This is a genomic window from Corallincola holothuriorum, from assembly GCF_003336225.1.
GTDB lineage: Bacteria > Pseudomonadota > Gammaproteobacteria > Enterobacterales > Neiellaceae > Corallincola > Corallincola holothuriorum.
In genome coordinates this window covers 204735-222907 of record NZ_QPID01000002.1, presented here as the reverse complement: position 1 = coordinate 222907, position 18173 = coordinate 204735, and the positions used below count along the sequence as shown (strand labels likewise).

At 51.3% G+C, this 18173-nt stretch carries 11 protein-coding genes; 8 read left to right on the top strand and 3 right to left on the bottom strand.

What is annotated here, in order from left to right; all coding sequences use genetic code 11:
• Positions 1–62 precede the first annotated feature (62 nt).
• Entirely contained in the window at positions 63–770 is a 708-nt protein-coding gene (gene arcA / locus DU002_RS03995) for a two-component system response regulator ArcA (protein WP_114337070.1), read from the top strand.
• 74 nt (positions 771–844) lie between these two features.
• Here the strand turns inward: arcA and arcB are convergent, their stop codons facing one another.
• A complete protein-coding gene (arcB, locus tag DU002_RS03990) occupies positions 845–3160 on the bottom strand; it encodes an aerobic respiration two-component sensor histidine kinase ArcB (protein ID WP_114337069.1) in 2316 nt (771 codons plus the stop codon).
• A gap of 224 nt (positions 3161–3384) precedes the next feature.
• Between arcB and folE2 the strand changes: the two genes are divergently transcribed.
• From folE2 to DU002_RS03975, 3 genes are all read left to right on the top strand, one after another.
• Positions 3385–4311 (top strand): GTP cyclohydrolase FolE2, encoded by a 927-nt coding sequence (folE2, locus tag DU002_RS03985; RefSeq protein WP_114337068.1) that lies wholly within the window; start codon positions 3385–3387, stop codon positions 4309–4311.
• Positions 4312–4729: 418 nt separating this feature from the next.
• The gene (gene gltB, locus DU002_RS03980; RefSeq protein WP_114337067.1) at positions 4730–9193 is read left to right on the top strand and encodes a glutamate synthase large subunit; all 4464 of its coding nucleotides are present in this window, start codon (positions 4730–4732) and stop codon (positions 9191–9193) included.
• Between the two features lie 13 nt (positions 9194–9206).
• On the top strand, positions 9207–10622 hold the full coding sequence (locus tag DU002_RS03975; protein WP_114337066.1) for an FAD-dependent oxidoreductase: 1416 nt from the start codon (positions 9207–9209) through the stop codon (positions 10620–10622).
• Between the two features lie 133 nt (positions 10623–10755).
• Here the strand turns inward: DU002_RS03975 and DU002_RS03970 are convergent, their stop codons facing one another.
• Positions 10756–13206: a carbohydrate-binding module family 20 domain-containing protein gene (locus DU002_RS03970; protein WP_114337065.1), complete on the bottom strand. Its 2451-nt coding sequence runs from the start codon at positions 13204–13206 to the stop codon at positions 10756–10758.
• Positions 13207–13667: 461 nt separating this feature from the next.
• Between DU002_RS03970 and mtnN the strand changes: the two genes are divergently transcribed.
• From mtnN to DU002_RS03950, 4 genes are all read left to right on the top strand, one after another.
• The gene (gene mtnN, locus DU002_RS03965) at positions 13668–14366 is read left to right on the top strand and encodes a 5'-methylthioadenosine/S-adenosylhomocysteine nucleosidase (protein WP_114337064.1); all 699 of its coding nucleotides are present in this window, start codon (positions 13668–13670) and stop codon (positions 14364–14366) included.
• A gap of 40 nt (positions 14367–14406) precedes the next feature.
• Entirely contained in the window at positions 14407–15396 is a 990-nt protein-coding gene (locus tag DU002_RS03960) for a cobalamin biosynthesis protein CobD/CbiB (RefSeq protein ID WP_114337063.1), read from the top strand.
• 153 nt (positions 15397–15549) lie between these two features.
• Entirely contained in the window at positions 15550–16170 is a 621-nt protein-coding gene (locus DU002_RS03955; RefSeq protein ID WP_114337062.1) for a trimeric intracellular cation channel family protein, read from the top strand.
• 156 nt (positions 16171–16326) lie between these two features.
• On the top strand, positions 16327–16668 hold the full coding sequence (locus DU002_RS03950; protein ID WP_130566335.1) for a hypothetical protein: 342 nt from the start codon (positions 16327–16329) through the stop codon (positions 16666–16668).
• A 7-nt stretch (positions 16669–16675) separates the two neighbouring features.
• Here DU002_RS03950 and DU002_RS03945 read toward each other — a convergent pair whose 3' ends face one another.
• The gene (locus DU002_RS03945) at positions 16676–18052 is read right to left on the bottom strand and encodes an L-serine ammonia-lyase (RefSeq protein ID WP_114337060.1); all 1377 of its coding nucleotides are present in this window, start codon (positions 18050–18052) and stop codon (positions 16676–16678) included.
• Positions 18053–18173: the final 121 nt, after the last annotated feature.

Genomic DNA, 18173 nt, shown 5'->3' with positions numbered 1-18173 from the left:
CGTTAATGTAGTACCCGACCGGCCGGTCGAATTAACAGAAATTGACACGCGGAAAAAGACGCATGGAAATCCCAAAAATATTGATCGTCGAAGACGAACTGGTCACCAGAAACACGTTACGCACACTGTTTGAAGCCGAAGGTTATCAGGTCATTGAAGCCAGTGATGGCGAAGAGATGTACCAAAGCCTAGAGAAAGGCGTGGTAGATCTGGTGATCATGGATATCAACCTGCCAGGGAAAAATGGCCTATTGCTTGCTCGTGAACTCCGCGAAAAAACCGATATGGCACTCATTTTCCTGACAGGCCGGGATAATGAAGTTGATAAGATCCTTGGCCTGGAAATTGGCGCAGACGATTACATCACCAAGCCGTTTAATCCGCGCGAGCTGACTATTCGGGCTCGGAACCTATTACAACGCACCTTGCACCAGTCTGAAATCGACGGTGACGAGCCAGACCAATATAAATTTGAAGGCTGGCTGCTCGATGTAAATAGTCGCATGCTGACCGGCTCTGACGGCAATGCGTTCAAACTGCCACGTAGTGAGTTTAGAGCGTTACAACTGTTCCTGAAGAACCCTGGCAAGATCCTAACTAGAGCCCAGCTCTTAAAAGAGATGACTGGCCGCGAGTTACGTCCAAACGACCGTACTGTCGATGTCACCATCCGGCGCATTCGTAAGCACTTTGAAAGCGTCCCCGGCACCCCTGAAGTGATCGCTACCATTCACGGTGAAGGCTATCGTTTTAGCGGTTCACTAAGTTAGTTATCGAAAATTGATGGCATCAAAAAAGGGCCTGAGCAGGCCCTTTTTTATTGCTCGCTATCCGCAAGAGAACATCATTCACTTTCAGCGGCTTCTGCCTCTGTCAGCCAGCGCTTTAATACCATTAAATCTTGTGGGTAGTGATGCTTCATCGCATCCACCCAGTCAGGTACATTTTCCCACCAAGCCGGTTCATCTTTCTGCTGAGCTTTAGCTGCGATCTGTTGTACCCGCTTCAATCCCACAGAGCCCGCTGCGCCCTTAATTTTATGGGCTTCTGATGCCACTGCGCTCTTATCTTCAGCGGTTAAATTGGATTCCAAAATTTCCAGGTACTCTGGCATCAAGGTTTCCAGTAACTCAACACTGTTCAAAAGTGCACCCGCACCAATTACCTCACTGTACTGCTGCAACATTTCAATATCTAAAATGTCATCCAGCGCATCATCTGCTTGCGAAGCTGTTGGCACCGCAGTACCTGAGGGAGCGAATAGCTTAGCTAATGCACTGTGCAGCACGTTCATCTGAATTGGCTTAGTTACGATATCAACAATACCGCACTCCTCGTAGCGAGTTTTGTCCTTAACCGTATTGGCGGTCAAGGCAACAAGGGGAATATCAGCCGTCAGTGGATCAGCCTTAAGTTTCTCTGCGACATCAAAACCACTCATATCTGGCAATTGAATATCCAGCAATACCAGATCAGGTATCTCCGACGCCGCCGTCAACGCACTCTGACCATCCATAGCGACACTGATTGTGTGACCCATTTTCTCCAGTAGAGTTTTGGCAACCAGCACATTGAGTTCAATATCTTCGACCAACAGGATATTCAATGCTGGTACCTTTTTCGCTTCATCTGATAACACATGACTCTCCGGTGCTTCCAGTTTTGGTAGCGTCAACTGAATAGAAAAACAGCTTCCCACATCCACTTCACTGCGAAGCTTAATCTCCGAGCCCATGGCTCGAACTAATTGCTGTGATATAGCTAAGCCTATACCACTTCCAGTGCCGGTGTGATGTCCTTGGCGGCTGCCCTGGTAATACATTGCGAAGATCTTTTTCTGCTCTTCGTCCGGTATTCCCAGACCAGTATCCTCGATCTCAAACTGCAAATAGACGTTGGTATCGTCCTCTCGCGTTAAGGTTGCACTCAGCGCAACAAACCCCTGCGGCGTAAATTTCACCGCATTACCAAGCAAATTCCACAACACTTGGCGCAATCTCGCACCATCCGCTTCCACATACTCTGGCAGCTCAGGATCCCAGCGGCAGCGGAAGCTGACGCCATATTGTTGTGCCAGCAGCACTCCCATGTTTTCAACTTCAGCCAATAACGCCTTAAATGCTACCCGCGTCGGATTAAGCTTAAGTTGTTGTCGGTCTAAACGGTCAAGATCAACAATGTCATTAAAGATGACCCCAAGGGTTTCTGCACTGAGATAAATCGTGTCGACATATCGCAACTGCTCGGCTGACAACTCGGTATCACGCAAAATACGACTTAAACCGACAATGCCATTTAATGGTGTACGCAGTTCATGGCTGATGGTGGCAATAAATTCAGCTTTCTCATTACTTGCTTTACTCAGTAAATCCGCGGCCTGTTTTCTTTCGGTAATATCACGACCGAATGCCACCAACCCAAGGCGCTCACCTTTAGCGCCAAAAAAAGGCACTTTACTAAATTCAAACAAGGTCTTACGACCGTCGGGGTAACGCATCCACTGCTCAAACTTCAGCGGCCGATTACTCGCCATGACCGCCGCGTCAGTTTGAACCACTTGTTCAGCTAGCCGTTCGGGATACACATCAGCAGGAGTAAGACCCACAAGTTCCTCACGAGTTCGCCCCAAGAGCAATTCAGCAGCCCGATTGCAGCTAGAAAAATAGCCATTGTCATCACGATAGAAGATCACATCGGGTGAGCTATCAATCAAAGATCCCAGTTTTGCACTCTGTTCTGCCGCCTTTATCTCTGCCTGACGGCGCTGCATCACTTCAGCTTCCATCTCAGCAACCACCTCCGCTAACGCCTGCTCGGCCTTCACCCGTTCGGCATTTTCCGCTTCCAGCAAGATAAGTTGATGTTCCAGCTTCTCCGCCTTCTCACGATCTTTTGCCCGCAGGCGATCAGTACGTCGACGGGACAGATCAAGTTCGCGCACCACAAGTACAAAAAGAAAAACCGTGGGCGGAGTCAGAATAAAGCCCAGTAGGAGAGCCCTGGCGATATCCAGAGTATCCACATCACCGCTAATTGCTAGGCGCAAAGAAACGTTGATCGCAATCCCCAAAACAATAATGGAGCCAGCAACAACCAGCGTCAGGCGCAATACGCCAATTTCCGTCATCAAATTGATAAAGCGTTGTGCCCACAATTTCATGGCACCATCCTTGAAACGTCGTTAATTGGAAAGTCGATCTTGTCGCCCTAAAAGCCACAAGATTCAGCGGTGTTTATGTTGGTCAAAGCCCTTTATAATAGCTGCCCCGAAACGGGGAGAGATTCAACAGCGTCTCATTTTTGTGATATAAAGACGCTCTTTTTTTAACCGCCATGGCAATTTAGCAGAAATTTTCGCCAGTTAGCGCCCAGTGGAGTACCCCGATGCCATCCATCATGCCAGATATCGCCAACCACGCCAGTGCCCAAACAGAGGGAACATTAGACTGGGTTGGAATGGACAATATCGAGCTACCACTGATGGTAGAAGTGCGTGGGGAAGCGCCACGGCAAGTCAGCGCTCATGTCGGTGCTTTCGTAAACTTGACCCGTCCGAAAGCAAAAGGGATCCACATGTCCCGTCTCTATCTGCTGCTGGATACCCTATCTACCGAAGGCACACTGAATAGCCAGGCACTGATGACCCTGCTGGACAACTTCATCACGAGCCATGATGAGCTTAGCGATCACGCCAAAGTCTCTTTTACCTTCGACTACCATATGCGCCGGAAGTCACTGATCAGCGGTAAGCAGGGCTGGAAAGCCTACCCGGTCACACTAACAGGTGAGCTTAAGCAAGGTGAACTCAGCATTGAGATGGGTGTACAAGTCCCCTATTCATCGACATGCCCTTGCTCCGCTGCCTTGGCACGACAGCTCATTCAGGACGCCTTTGAAGCGAAATTTAGCGGCCAAGGCAGCATTGATCGGGCAGAGATGCATGCTTGGTTAGGCACGACTGAAGGGGTTGTTGCAACGCCACATAGTCAACGCAGCATTGCTGACGTCAAGATTAAGCTGGATAACGCCAACTTAGGTTTCCCGTTACGCCAGCTAATTGACCAGATCGAAGATGCCTTACAAACACCCGTACAAGCTGCGGTGAAACGGGTAGACGAACAGGAGTTTGCTCGCCTGAACGGCCAGAACCTGATGTTCTGTGAAGATGCCGCCCGTCGCCTCAAGCATCTACTAAACCAACATGCCGAATACAAAGACTTTCTGCTGCGCGTGAATCACTACGAAAGCTTACATGCCCATGATGCGGTCAGCATCACCGCCAAAGGTGTTAAAGGCGGATATCACGCCTAAGTAAACCGCCGTTATAATTTTTTGCATGGTCAGGAACTCTCCTGACCATATCACCAACAATTTCCCTTTTGCCCCAGCAACAACAAACTGCAACCATTTTCCCTTTCAGCACGATAAAAGTTGTTATTTTTCATCTTTGCCCCGCTACGCTACTACCCAACAGATAACAACAAAGCAGCAAAACAAATAGGCTAACAACCTGTTTTAATGCAGGTTATCTTTGATCTGCCCCAAACAAAACAGCCATTTTAAGTGATGGACTTCACATTGTTTTAACATTACATTAGTTGTACTAATGTAATGCCCTTTGCGGATCTTTCTTTTCATCAGCTCGAATTTCTACCGCAAAACTGGTCTAAAAATAGATAGTCAGCCGGAATAAATCATCGGGCTGCATTCTGCCTGCATGGGAGGTTTTATGAGCTTGTACGACCCGTCTTTAGTCAAAGACAACTGTGGATTTGGGTTAATCGCCCATATGGACGGCGAACCCAGTCATCGTTTGGTACGTACCGCTATCTCCGCTCTGGATCGAATGACCCACCGAGGCGGCATCGCCGCTGACGGTAAAACTGGCGATGGTTGTGGCCTGTTGATGCAAAAGCCAGATGCCTTTTTTCGCGCGATTGCTGAAGAAAACGATTGGCATTTAGGCAACCACTATGCCGTCGGTATGATTTTCCTCAGCCATGACGACAACAAAGCCCAAGCGGCGCGGGATGTTTTCAGTGAAGAGCTGCAACAGGAAACGCTGGAAGTCGTCGCCTGGCGTCCGGTACCGACAGATAATAGCTGTCTCGGTGAGATCGCCCAGCAAACAGTACCCTGTATCGAACAGGTGTTTGTCAACGCCAACCCAGGCTGGAGCATTCACGATATTGAACGTCGGCTCTATCTAGCGCGCCGCCGCGCGGAGAAGCGTTTGGCTGATGACAGTGATTTTTATGTGGCCTCGCTCTCCAACTTGGTGATTGTTTATAAAGGCTTGATGATGCCTGCAGACATCCCCAACTTTTATACTGATCTGGCGGATATACGCCTGCAATCTTCAATCTGCCTATTCCACCAGCGCTTCTCAACCAACACAGCCCCCCGTTGGCCGCTGGCACAGCCGTTCCGTTTTCTCGCCCACAATGGTGAAATCAATACCATTGAAGGCAACCGCCAATGGGCAAAGGCGCGGAGCTATAAGTTTAAGTCACCGCTGCTCCCAGATTTGCAAGATGCCGCCCCGTTTGTCAACGAGTCCGGCTCTGACTCATCGTCCCTCGACAACATGCTAGAACTGTTTTTGGCTGGCGGGATGGATCTGTTCCGTGCCATGCGTTTGTTGATCCCACCAGCATGGCAGTCTCATCCGAAGATGGATAAAGAGCTGAAGGCATTTTACGACTTCAACTCTATGCATATGGAACCCTGGGATGGCCCGGCAGGTATTGTTATGACCAACGGTCGCCATGCCGCCTGTAATCTGGACCGAAATGGTCTGCGCCCTGCCCGTTACGTGATCACCAAAGATGGCTTTATAACTCTGGCCTCAGAGGTGGGGATCTGGGATTACACCCCGGACGAAGTGGTGGATAAAGGGCGCGTCGGCCCCGGTGAATTGCTGGTAATCGACACCAAAACCGGAAAACTATGGCGCTCCCGCGAGATCGATGACGATCTAAAAACTCGCCACCCTTATGCCCAGTGGCTCGATAAGAGCTGCAAGCGCCTGATCCCATTTGAGGAGCTCTACGCTAAACAAGCGGTTAAGCGACAACTCGACGACGACCAGCTGAAAACCTATCACAAGCAGTTTGGCTTCAGTTTCGAAGAGGTGGATCAGGTGATCCGCGTACTCGGCGAGGCTGGTCAGGAAGCCACAGGCTCCATGGGCGATGACACACCAATGGCGGTTCTTTCCAGCCGCTCACGGAGCATTTATGATTACTTCCGGCAGAAATTTGCTCAGGTAACCAACCCGCCGATCGATCCGCTGCGGGAAAACCACGTGATGTCGCTGGCTACCTGTATTGGTCGTGAACAAAACGTGTTTAACGAAACCAGCGGTCACGCCAAGCGCGTACTGTTTGACTCCCCTGTGCTGCTCTATTCTGATTTCCAGCAGTTGCAGGACTTAGATGACACCCATTACAAGCCCTGCACCCTGGATCTTAACTACGACCCAGGCAAGCAGGATCTGCAACAGGCGATACAGGCGTTAACCGACGAAGCCGCAGCCAAAGCAAGTAATGGCTCGGTGCTATTGATCCTTTCCGATCGTCAGCTCAACAAGGATACTCTGCCTATTCCTGCAGCGATGGCGGTGGGTGCCGTACAACGGCGTTTGGTCGATGACAATCTGCGCTGCGACTCCAATATCGTCGTAGAGACCGCCTCAGCCCGTGACCCACATCATTTTGCCGTGCTACTCGGCTTCGGCGCGACAGCTATCTACCCCTATCTGGCGTATGAAACGCTGGCCGAACTGGTCGACAGAGGCACGCTGGATATCTCGAAACAGCAAGCGTTGGTCAACTACCGTAAGGGGATCAATAAGGGGCTGTTTAAGATCATGTCGAAGATGGGGATCTCGACCATTGCTTCGTACCGCTGTTCGCAGCTATTTGAAGCGGTTGGCCTGCATCAGGATGTCGTCAACCTCTGCTTTAAAGGTGTCGTCAGCCGAATTCAGGGCGCCAATTTTGACGATTTCCAACAAGATCTGACCAATCTCGCCCGTGTTGCCTGGCTGAAACGTAAGCCGATTGAACAGGGCGGATTACTTAAATATGTCCATGATGGCGAATACCACGCGTACAACCCTGATGTGGTCGCGACCCTGCAACAAGCCGTAAAGACAGGTAGCTACAGTGACTATCAGGAGTATTCACGACTGGTGAATGAGCGTCCGGTAGCCACTCTACGTGACTTGCTGGAGCTTAAGGATGACTGTCAGCCGATCGAGATCGACGCCGTAGAACCGGCGGAAGAGCTCTACAAGCGCTTTGATAGCGCCGCCATGTCGATAGGTGCCCTATCCCCGGAAGCCCACGAAGCACTCGCTATCGCCATGAACCGTCTAGGCGGCAAATCCAACTCAGGTGAGGGTGGTGAAGATCCCAAGCGCTATGGCAATGAGCGTGTCTCCAAAATCAAGCAGGTCGCTTCTGGCCGTTTCGGTGTCACCCCGCACTACCTGGTCAATGCCGAAGTGATCCAGATTAAGGTTGCCCAGGGAGCGAAGCCCGGTGAAGGTGGTCAGCTACCTGGTGAGAAGGTTAATCCATATATTGCCAAACTGCGTTTCTCAGTACCTGGCGTCACGCTGATTTCACCACCGCCGCATCACGACATCTACTCCATCGAGGATTTAGCGCAGCTGATCTTTGACCTTAAACAGGTCAACCCCACCGCTACCATTTCGGTCAAATTGGTGTCAGAACCCGGTGTCGGCACGATCGCCACCGGCGTGGCAAAGGCTTACGCCGATCTGATCACTGTCTCTGGCTATGACGGCGGTACCGGAGCCAGCCCACTGACCTCAGTGAAATATGCTGGCAGCCCATGGGAACTTGGCCTGGTTGAAACGCAACAGGCGCTAGTTGCCAACGGATTGCGGCATAAAGTGCGACTGCAGATCGATGGCGGCATGAAGACCGGCCTGGATATCATCAAAGCCGCCATTCTCGGTGCCGAAAGTTTCGGCTTTGGCACCGCACCTATGGTCGCTTTGGGTTGTAAGTACTTGCGTATCTGTCATCTCAACAACTGTGCCACCGGCGTAGCAACACAAGATGAAAAGTTACGCCGCGACCACTTTATTGGTCTGCCTGAGATGGCGATGAACTACTTCAAGTTCGTCACGCAGGAAGTGCGGGAGATCATGGCCAGCCTCGGGGTCGCAAAACTCACCGATCTGATCGGTCGTACCGATCTGTTGGAGGTTGTTGATGGCTTTACCGCCAAGCAGAGCCGCTTGGCATTGGAGCCGTTACTGGAAACCTTTGAACCAAAGAACGGTGCTGCACCCTATCATCAGGAGCTAAACCCACCGCACGATAACGGTGATCTCAACAAACAGCTACTGGCCGATATGCAGGACAGTATCGACGGCAAATTGGGCGGTTTTGGCAATTATCCAATCCGCAATACCGATCGTTCGGTGGGTGCCCTGCTCTCTGGCTATATCGCCAGCAAGCATGGCAACCAAGGCATGGCAGGTACACCGATCCAGTTGTCATTTACCGGTACAGCAGGTCAAAGCTTCGGCGTCTGGAATGCGGGCGGCCTAGAGATGGTACTGACCGGTGATGCCAACGATTACGTCGGCAAAGGGATGGCGGGCGGTAAACTGGTTATTCGGCCACAAAAAGGTTCGGAGTTCCTCTCCCATCAAGCCACGATTTGCGGCAACACTTGTCTCTACGGTGCTACCGGCGGTCGCCTCTATGCTGCGGGTAAAGGCGGTGAACGATTCGCCGTACGTAACTCAGGCGCCATTGCTGTGGTTGAAGGGATCGGTGATAACGGCTGCGAGTATATGACCGGCGGTATTGTCACCGTACTGGGTAAAACGGGTGTTAACTTCGGCGCAGGGATGACCGGTGGTTTCGCCTATATCTTTGATGAGCGCGATAACTTCAAAGTGCGGATGAATCCAGAACTGGTCGAGATCGTCGACATGAGTAAGATTACCATCCACCACGAACACCTGCGTGGCATGATCAATCAGCATTTAGATGAGACAGGCAGCTCGCGAGCCCAGGAGATCCTGGATAACTTCGAAGCCTACCTGCCACTGTTTAAGCTGGTGAAGCCAAAAGCGGCAGATATCAAAGCCCTGCTCGGCCATCGTAGCCGCAGTGAAGCAGAACTCATCGTCGAAGCGCAGTAAGGTAGGAATACAGATGGCTAAGAATGTTTATCAGTTTGTCGACGTCGATCGTGTAGACCCGCCAAAAAAGGCGATAGAAACGCGACGAGTAGAGTTTGTCGAGATCTACGAACCGTTCAAAGATGATCAGGCCCGTAATCAGTCTGATCGCTGCCTTGAGTGCGGTAATCCCTATTGTGAGTGGAAGTGCCCGGTGCACAACTACATCCCCAACTGGTTGAAGCTGGCCAACGAAGGGCGAATAGAGGAAGCAGCAGAGCTGTGTCATCAAACCAACAGCTTGCCCGAAGTCTGTGGTCGGGTCTGCCCGCAAGATCGCCTGTGTGAAGGCGCTTGTACGCTCAATGACCAGTTTGGCGCAGTCACCATCGGCTCGGTGGAAAAATATATCACCGACAAAGCGTTCGCCATGGGCTGGCGCCCTGATATGTCGAAGGTAGTGTGGACAGATAAGAAAGTCGCTGTCATTGGTGCTGGCCCAGCAGGTTTGGCCTGTGCTGATATTCTTATCCGCAACGGTGTAAAACCCGTGGTATTTGATAAGTACCCAGAGATCGGTGGCCTGCTAACCTTTGGTATTCCAGCGTTTAAGCTAGAAAAAGAGGTGATGACCCTGCGCCGTAAAATCTTTAGCGAGATGGGCATCGAGTTCCAACTGGAAACCGACATCGGCAAAGATATCCCGTTCCAACAACTGTTGGACGATTACGATGCAGTCTTTTTGGGCATGGGCACATACAAGTACATGACCGGCGGTTTTCCTGGCGAAGAAGCTACTGGCGTTTATGACGCGCTGCCTTTCCTGGTTGCCAATACCAATCGCCAAATGGGTTTCGAAAAGGATCCTGCTGACTTTATCGACATGGCAGGCAAAAAGGTCGTGGTGCTTGGTGGTGGTGATACCGCCATGGATTGCGTGCGCACCTCGGTACGCCAACAAGCGGAGCGTGTGATCTGCGCCTATCGTCGTGATGCGGCCAATATGCCGGGGTCACGGCGAGAAGTCGTCAATGCCCGCGAAGAGGGCGTGGAGTTTATGTATAACCTGCAGCCCACCGAGATTGTGGTAGATAGCGCAGGCAAAGCAACCGGAGTGAAGATGGTGAAGACCCAATTGGGAGCACCAGATCAACGCGGCCGTCGTCGACCAGAGCCGATCCCAGGATCAGAGCATATTCTGGAAGCTGATGCCGTGATTCAAGCATTTGGTTTCCAACCCAGCCCCTCGCCTTGGTTTGCTGATTTTGGCATTGAGCTGGACGATTGGGATCGTGTGAAAGCACCGGAAAATGGTGAATACAAATTCCAGACATCAAATCCGAAAGTATTTGCGGGTGGCGATATGGTGCGGGGCTCAGATCTAGTCGTCACAGCAATCGCTGAAGGCCGTAACGCCGCCGAAGGGATCATGGATTACCTAAACGTCTAACACGACCTGGCGCTGACCATAGTTAGCATGGCCATAAATAAAAAAGCCCGCCAAAACACTGGCGGGCTTTTTAGTTAACGAAGCAGCGGTTCACCCAGACCAAAATGAACCAACAACGTCACGAACTTAGGTTCTAAAACTGACTCTCAGTCTGATAATGGCTGTCAGTGCCAATTGTCAGCTGATTATTGTCACCAGATTGCCACTCCACGCCAGCAGTCGGGTTGTTTTCCTCACGCTTAACACACTTCCACGCCAACGCAGTGTTGGTCGGCAGCGATAGTGCCCCCTGCCATGTCGGATAAGCGTCAGAGCTCAACAGTAGAGCAGCAGCTGGATCCCAGTTTCCAAGCTCGGGCTGATTACCCACGACATAAACGCTCTGCCCTGGATACGTTTCGCCGTTGAAGCAGCGGAAAGTCACCTCACTGGTCGGCGCCGCATTCACATCACGCCATGTCACTGTCAGAGGCGCTGATACACTGCTCCCTTCAGTAACAACAAGGTAATAACTCCCCGCCGGCAAAGTGATGCTGGCATTGTCACCACCGCTAGTCAGGGTCGCTGATGCACCGATAGCACCGCCACCCCAGTTGGTAGCCCAGTCATTATTCAGCACTAACTTGTAAGGTGACGCATTCAGGCCACCAGTGGCAACCACCAACTTGCGCCACTGACCGTTTCCGATATAGGTCAATGCCCAAGCTTCGTTATCCATCATCCAATCATCGAAATCAGCACCACTGATTTTCAGATTAGCTGAGGCACCAAACACACTGTCACTCTGATCAGCGGAGATCACCTGCCAATCAACCTGCAGTGGCGCATTGGCATTATCACCTTCCGTCACCGTCAGACGGTACTCACCTGCAACCAAAGAGACTTTGGCATTGCCACCATCTCTTGCCAGCGCAACGCTCACACCGTCACCACTGCCACCCCAGTTCGTTGCCCAGTTCGCATCTAATACCAACTTATACTCACTGTCCGTCAAACGCTCAGGCACGGTCAAGGTCAGTTCCCAAGTGTGGTCATCAACCAAAGTCAGTTGATTCTGCGGCACATACAATGTCCACTCACCAAAATCAGCACCGGCCAATGTGAGTGATGGTGCATCACCAAGCACAGAGTCAAAGCCCTGCTGCGGCTCTAAGAGCGAATCAATCGCTGTCTGCAGGTTAGGTAGAGGCCCGATACGACGTGCTAGATCGCCGGTTTGAGGCGTCCCTGTTTCGCTAACCAAAGCGCGTACTTGCTGGGGCGACAAAGGGGCACCTAGCTGCGACTTGGCGATCCCTTGCAGTACGGCAACAGAGCCAGTCACGATAGGCGAGGCACTTGAGGTGCCACTAAAGTAAGCGGTATACCAGAACTGTTCATCTATGCTCTGCAGGTCACCATAGCCCATGGTTGTCACAAACTGACCCCAGCCGTGGGCATCAATACGCTCACCATGGTTAGAGAAACAGGAGGGTGAGCGTTGGTCGTAATCACTGGCACCGACCATAATCGCGCCAGAATCACGCACCTGCTTATCAAAGATACCGTTGAAAACCGGCGCATCCAGATTCACATCACCGTTACCGGCAGCTTCCACCACCGTGATCCCCATATCCGTGACCATACGGATGGCATCGAACACCGCTTGGTAATACTCCATCGGAACATAGTGACACTGCCCCTGGTTACAGGTACAGGCGGTGCCATCATCAGGGCCACGGCTATGCAGCTCAATCAAGATCACATCACCTGGTGACAGATGGCCTGCGGCCTGCAAAATAGCGTTGGAGGTAGAGTAGCTACCAATGCTGACGTAACCCATTTCAGCCTGATTCGCGATCCCCGTAACACCGTAGTTGTTATCCATGCCACCGATAACGCCTAACACTGCGGTGCCATGGTTGCGCCAACTCGAATTACTAATCTGTGTGCCCATGGTTAAGAACAGCGCAGGCATATCTTCGTGGGTAACATTCCAGCCCCCTTCGATATCGACCACTTTGATCTGCTCACCGCGGCCACCAGGGAAATCCCATGCATAACGCGCATTAATGCCGTTACTGCCGCTATTCAGATAACCCTGACGAGATTCAAAATCTGGGGTAAAGATCAGCGGTGTGACGACACTGTCAGAGTCTGTTGTAGCCAGCTCAGGTACAGGTTGCACATAGGCCAGTTCAACTTCAGGCAGCAGTTGTAACTGCTGATAGAGTTCAGCCAGTTTCTGCCGGTCAGTTTGAGGACTCAGCGGTAACTCGTAATAGCCTCCCAGACGAGTCATGGGGTCGAGTATCGGCGCACTGATATTTTGTTGCAGCCCCGACAGTTCGGTAGCGGTAAACAGCGGCTTTGCTTCAAGCTCCGCAGACGCAAACAGCGCGCCCATATTAGCCACCAGATCCTCATTACTGGGCCCACCGATACCGCCAGCCGAATGAGCTAGCTTGAACACCAGGCGTTGCAACGGGACATCAGCACCGTAGCCTAAAATTTCGTTACTGTTATCTGGGGGATCATTCGCCCAAACGGAACCGGCGAAGATCAAAAGTGACAATATGATTGAAGGTAACATCAAACATTTCATAGAAAGCTCCTTGCTTAAAACCGCGACATGTATTTCCACTACAGAGGTTTCTGTTCACGCCCCAACAAAATACAGCCGTGGCAGCGTTCCCCTTATCTGGGGCTTTCGTCGCCACGCTCTCGTTGTAGGTCGCTCAAGCACGCGTTCTTTGACACGTTCAATCTTTGAGGCTTGTCACAGTTCCAAAAAATGTGAGCGATATCAACTCCTACCAGTTGTTGATAATTAACTAATAAATAATAAGTTAACTGAAAAAATGCTCGATAAACCATTTGTTATCAGGCTGTTAATGGGATCGCTACCATGGAGATAGCAAGCTAAATAAGTGTATGATTTTTTTATGTCAGAGCAGTGTCATTTCGCTTTCAAGCAGCATTTCATAGAAGAAATTCAACCATCTATGTTCACAACCCCTTCTAATAGCTAAAATAGTCAGATACTTATCTAAGAGACTTAGCCCTATGAAAATCGGCATTATCGGCGCCATGGATCAGGAAGTGACTCAGCTGCGTTCGCAATTAACGCCAAGCGATAACGTAATCAAAGACGCAGGCATTGAGTTTTATCCTGGCGAGCTGCACGGGCATGAAGTGATCTTGCTTAAATCGGGTATTGGCAAGGTAGCTGCGGCCATCTCCACCACCCTGTTACTGGAGCGCTTTGCTCCCGATATTGTCATCAATATCGGCTCTGCCGGTGGTTTTGACCCAGCCCTTCAAGTCGGCGATGTGGTGATCTCCAGCGAAGTGCGTTACCACGACGTTGATGTCACCGCCTTTAACTATGAGCCGGGACAACTGCCAGGGCAGCCTGCAGCCTTTACCCCTGCGGCAGATCTTGTGGCGCTTGCCGAACAAAGCCTCAACGCCGTTGGTGAAGCCAAGGCGGTCAAAGGACTGATCTGTAGCGGTGATATCTTTATGGCCGATCCGGCACGGGTAGAACAGGCTCGCGCGTTATTTCCAACCATGGCCGCTTGTGAAATGGAAGCCGCAGCAGTAGCGCATGTCTGCCATCAATTTTCTGTGCCCTTCGTGATTATTCGGGCGCTTTCAGACATCGCGGGCAAGTCCAGTCACCTCTCGTTTGAGCAGTTCCTCGACAAAGCTGCTCATCACTCCTCATTGGTGGTCGCTGATATGCTCAAGCGATTGGCATAGAAGATCGGTAAAGCAACGCTGAACAGGTGGTAAATAGGGCGTGGATCAAGCATTGTTCATCGGCTGGTTAGGTTATCTAACCACACCACTAACAATATTGGCTGTACTGGCCTTAAGCCGTGTCGCGCCCATTCCCCCCCACTACCACCCACTGACCCTGCTAAGTGGCCTCGCCAGCAATTTACAGAAAAAAGTCTATCCCAATGCTGAGCGCCCCGTACTGCAGCAGCAGATCGCCGGCGCGCTCGGCACATTGATGCTGATTGCGCCATCATTAATCATATTGGCAATCATCGGCATGGTGTCTGAGTTCCCTGTGCTGTGGAATGCACTGTTGCTGTATCTGGCTTTGGATTGGGAACAAACTCGGCGCACAGCCATACGAATAGCCGCGCAATTGGAGAAAGGCTACAAGCTGCAGGCCAGAGAGAGCCTCAACAGCTTGGTGCTACGACAATCGGGACGGCTATCCTCCATGGGGATCGCAAAAGCCTGTATAGAAACTCTGTTACAGCGTGCAAACCTGCAGCTGTTTGCCGTACTGTTTTGGTTTGCTATCGGCGGTGGTTTGATGGCCGTGACTTACCGCGCTCTGCGCGAACTGGCGATGGTATGGAATGGCAAAGATCCTTTCTTTAAACAGTTCGCCTCGTTGCCTGCCGCACTGACGATTCTAATGGATGCCATCCCTACGCGACTGTTGGCCTTTAGCTACGCGCTATCCGGATCACTCAAGCCTTGGTTTAAACTCAGCTACCACTGGCAAAAAACGTTTCCTAACAATCACGCAGGATTACTGCTCAGCTGCGGTGGCAGCGCCCTAAAGCTAGGCTTAGGTGGACCGCTGTACTACCAACAACTGAAGCAGCAACGGCCGCGACTGGACACGGGTGCGGAGCCACAAGCCGTCGACATTTTGCGCACCCTGCGCCTAATTAATAACGCCATCAGCTTTTGGCTGGCGATCACCCTGGTTATAGCTCTGACCATTGGTCTGCTTAGCCAATTGTTACCATCTCTATCCAGTTGACAAAAATGATTCACTTTTCAACGGCTCAGGCACTAAACTCATCGCAGGCAGTTCAGTTTTTGCAACTGCGCTGGTCACATATAAGTTTGGTATAGCGGACATCGCGACAAGCAAACGCAGCGATAGTTTTGCAGTAGACGATCAGGTATAGCAATGACAATTCTTTATTGGCTCAACGTAATTGGTCTTGCGGTGTTTGCCATTTCAGGTGCACTGATGGCGGCACGATTAAAAATGGATCCCTTTGGTGTGGTGGTTCTGGCGGCGCTCACTTCAATCGGTGGCGGTACCATTCGAGATATCATCTTGGACGTGCCACAGGTTTTCTGGATCGAAGACCCTAGCTATTTAAACACCATCATCATTACCGCCTTAGTCACCATGGTGTTTGTTAATTATCTGCATCGTATTCCCGAGAAATTACTACTGATCGCTGATGCTGCCGGTTTAGCACTTTTTTCCGTACTCGGTGCGCAAAAAGCGCTGTTGTATGGGGCGCCAGGAGAGATAGCCGTGGTTATGGGGGTTATTACTGGCGCTGCAGGCGGTATCTTACGGGACGTCGTTTGTCGACAGATCCCTATGGTATTGCGCAAAGATATATACGCCACGGCCTGCTTACTCAGCTGTGTTACCTACACCGGCTTGCTTCTAATCGATGTCGACGATCTTACCGCGTCGTTAGTGGGGATTGGCGCTGGTTTTATCTTAAGATTGGCCGCGATCCAGTGGCATCTGCAACTGCCAGCCTATCAGTTGAGAAGACGATCATGATCAAATTGCTTAGGATTTCCTGCAACTCTCGCGCACTGCTGTGGTCTACCAACCAGACTTAATTTTTGCTGGTGGAAACCAGCCCATGGTTGTATGCGCACAATGATTATCAGTTGTACTTTATTGTTATCCTGGTTTGCAGCCGCGGACTCTTGGATGCCGCTATCTTATGCCGAGCAACCCACTCGCGGTTTCAACCGTCTGATCTCTGAATCTGAAGCTAAGCAAGAGAATTGGGTCAAAGACAGCGAACAGGTAGCATTGCACTACCTTGGAAATCCAGATGAACTGGAGATCCTGCAGCAACAGGGCGACGGCAAACAGCTTGAACTCACGGTACGCCAACCACTGGATCGAGCCGGGGTTGAGTCCGCTCTGTACCTGCTGCAGTTAAAGAAAACCGCACAAGGCACCTGGCAGTTACAGAACGCCCGCATGGCTTGGCGTTGCAAAAATAGCAGCAATTTTGATACCCGCCGCTGTCAGGCGAACTACTAAGTCACAGTTAGCAAAGTACGATATTGACCGCTAATCCCCCTAAAGCGGTCTCTTTGTATTTTGACTGCATATCAGCGCCTGTCTGTCGCATAGTTTCTATCACCGCATCCAACGACACCCGATGTTGACCATCACCCAACAACGCCAAGCGAGCAGCATTGATCGCTTTGATCGCCCCCATCGCATTCCGTTCAATGCAAGGCACCTGTACCAATCCTTTGGCGGGATCGCAGGTCATGCCCAAATGGTGTTCCATCGCCATTTCCGCTGCATTTTCAGCTTGCGCCACACTACCGCCTAACACCGCACACAAGGCGCCTGCGGCCATCGAACTGGCGACACCAATCTCACCCTGACACCCCACCTCTGCTGCTGAGATCGAGGCGTTACGCTTGTAAAGCCAACCAATCACCGCCGCCGTCAGCAGAAACTCCCGTGCTCCGGCATCTGTCGCCCCTGCAACAAAACGCAGATAGTAGGCTAATACCGCTGGGATCACCCCCGCCGCCCCGTTAGTCGGCGCCGTAACCACTTGCCCACCATTGGCATTCTCTTCATTGACCGCCAACGCAAACATGCTAACCCAGTCCATCAATGCCAATGGATCTTGCTGCAAGCTACGTACTTTTAAGCGTTGATGTAGTTGCGGTGCACGACGCACCACCTGCAAACCTCCAGGTAAGATCCCCTCCTGTTCACAGCCACGCTCGATAGCGCTGAGCATCACCCGTTTGATCAGATCCAGATGTTGATCAATAACCGCATCATCACAACCTAATGCCCGTTCGTTGCGCCGAGCAATCGTTGCTAATCTCACCCCTTCGTTTTGGCAGATTGTCAGTAGTTGGGCAGCGTTATCAAACGGGAAAGCTCGATGATCAAACTGCTCAGCTTGATCAAGATTAGCAATATCATCGGCAGAAACGATGTAGCCCCCTCCCACCGAAAACCAGGTTTCCGTCAACAAGCGATTACCGGCTTTATCGTCCGCGGAAAGGCGCATGCCATTGGGGTGGGCAGGAAGAAAAACATCACAATGGTAAAGAATATGACGCTGTGGATTGAAATGGATCGGCAGGCGATCAGCCAACCGTAATTGATTCCCGACTTTCACCGCAGCATAGGCTGCTTCAGCAACATCAGGTTCAAGGGTTTCCGGTTGCATCCCCAGCAATCCCAAGATCAACGCCTTGTCAGTGGCATGCCCCTCTCCGGTTAATGCCAGCGAACCAAACAGTTCACAAGAGACCGAGTAGACCTGCTCCCCGTGCTCCGCCATCAGGCGTTCGGAGAAAGCGGCGGCTGCGAGCATTGGCCCCAAGGTATGAGAGCTTGACGGGCCAATACCCACCTTGAACATAGGCAACACACTGAACGGTTCCATCGGACCAACCTCATCAACACACAAAAGCAACGTGTTTAAGTTTAGACAGCAGAATCAGCTTATCTTTCTGTGATGACTCTATATAGCTCTGACGGAAAAGGCAGGGGAAGAGGTAAACATT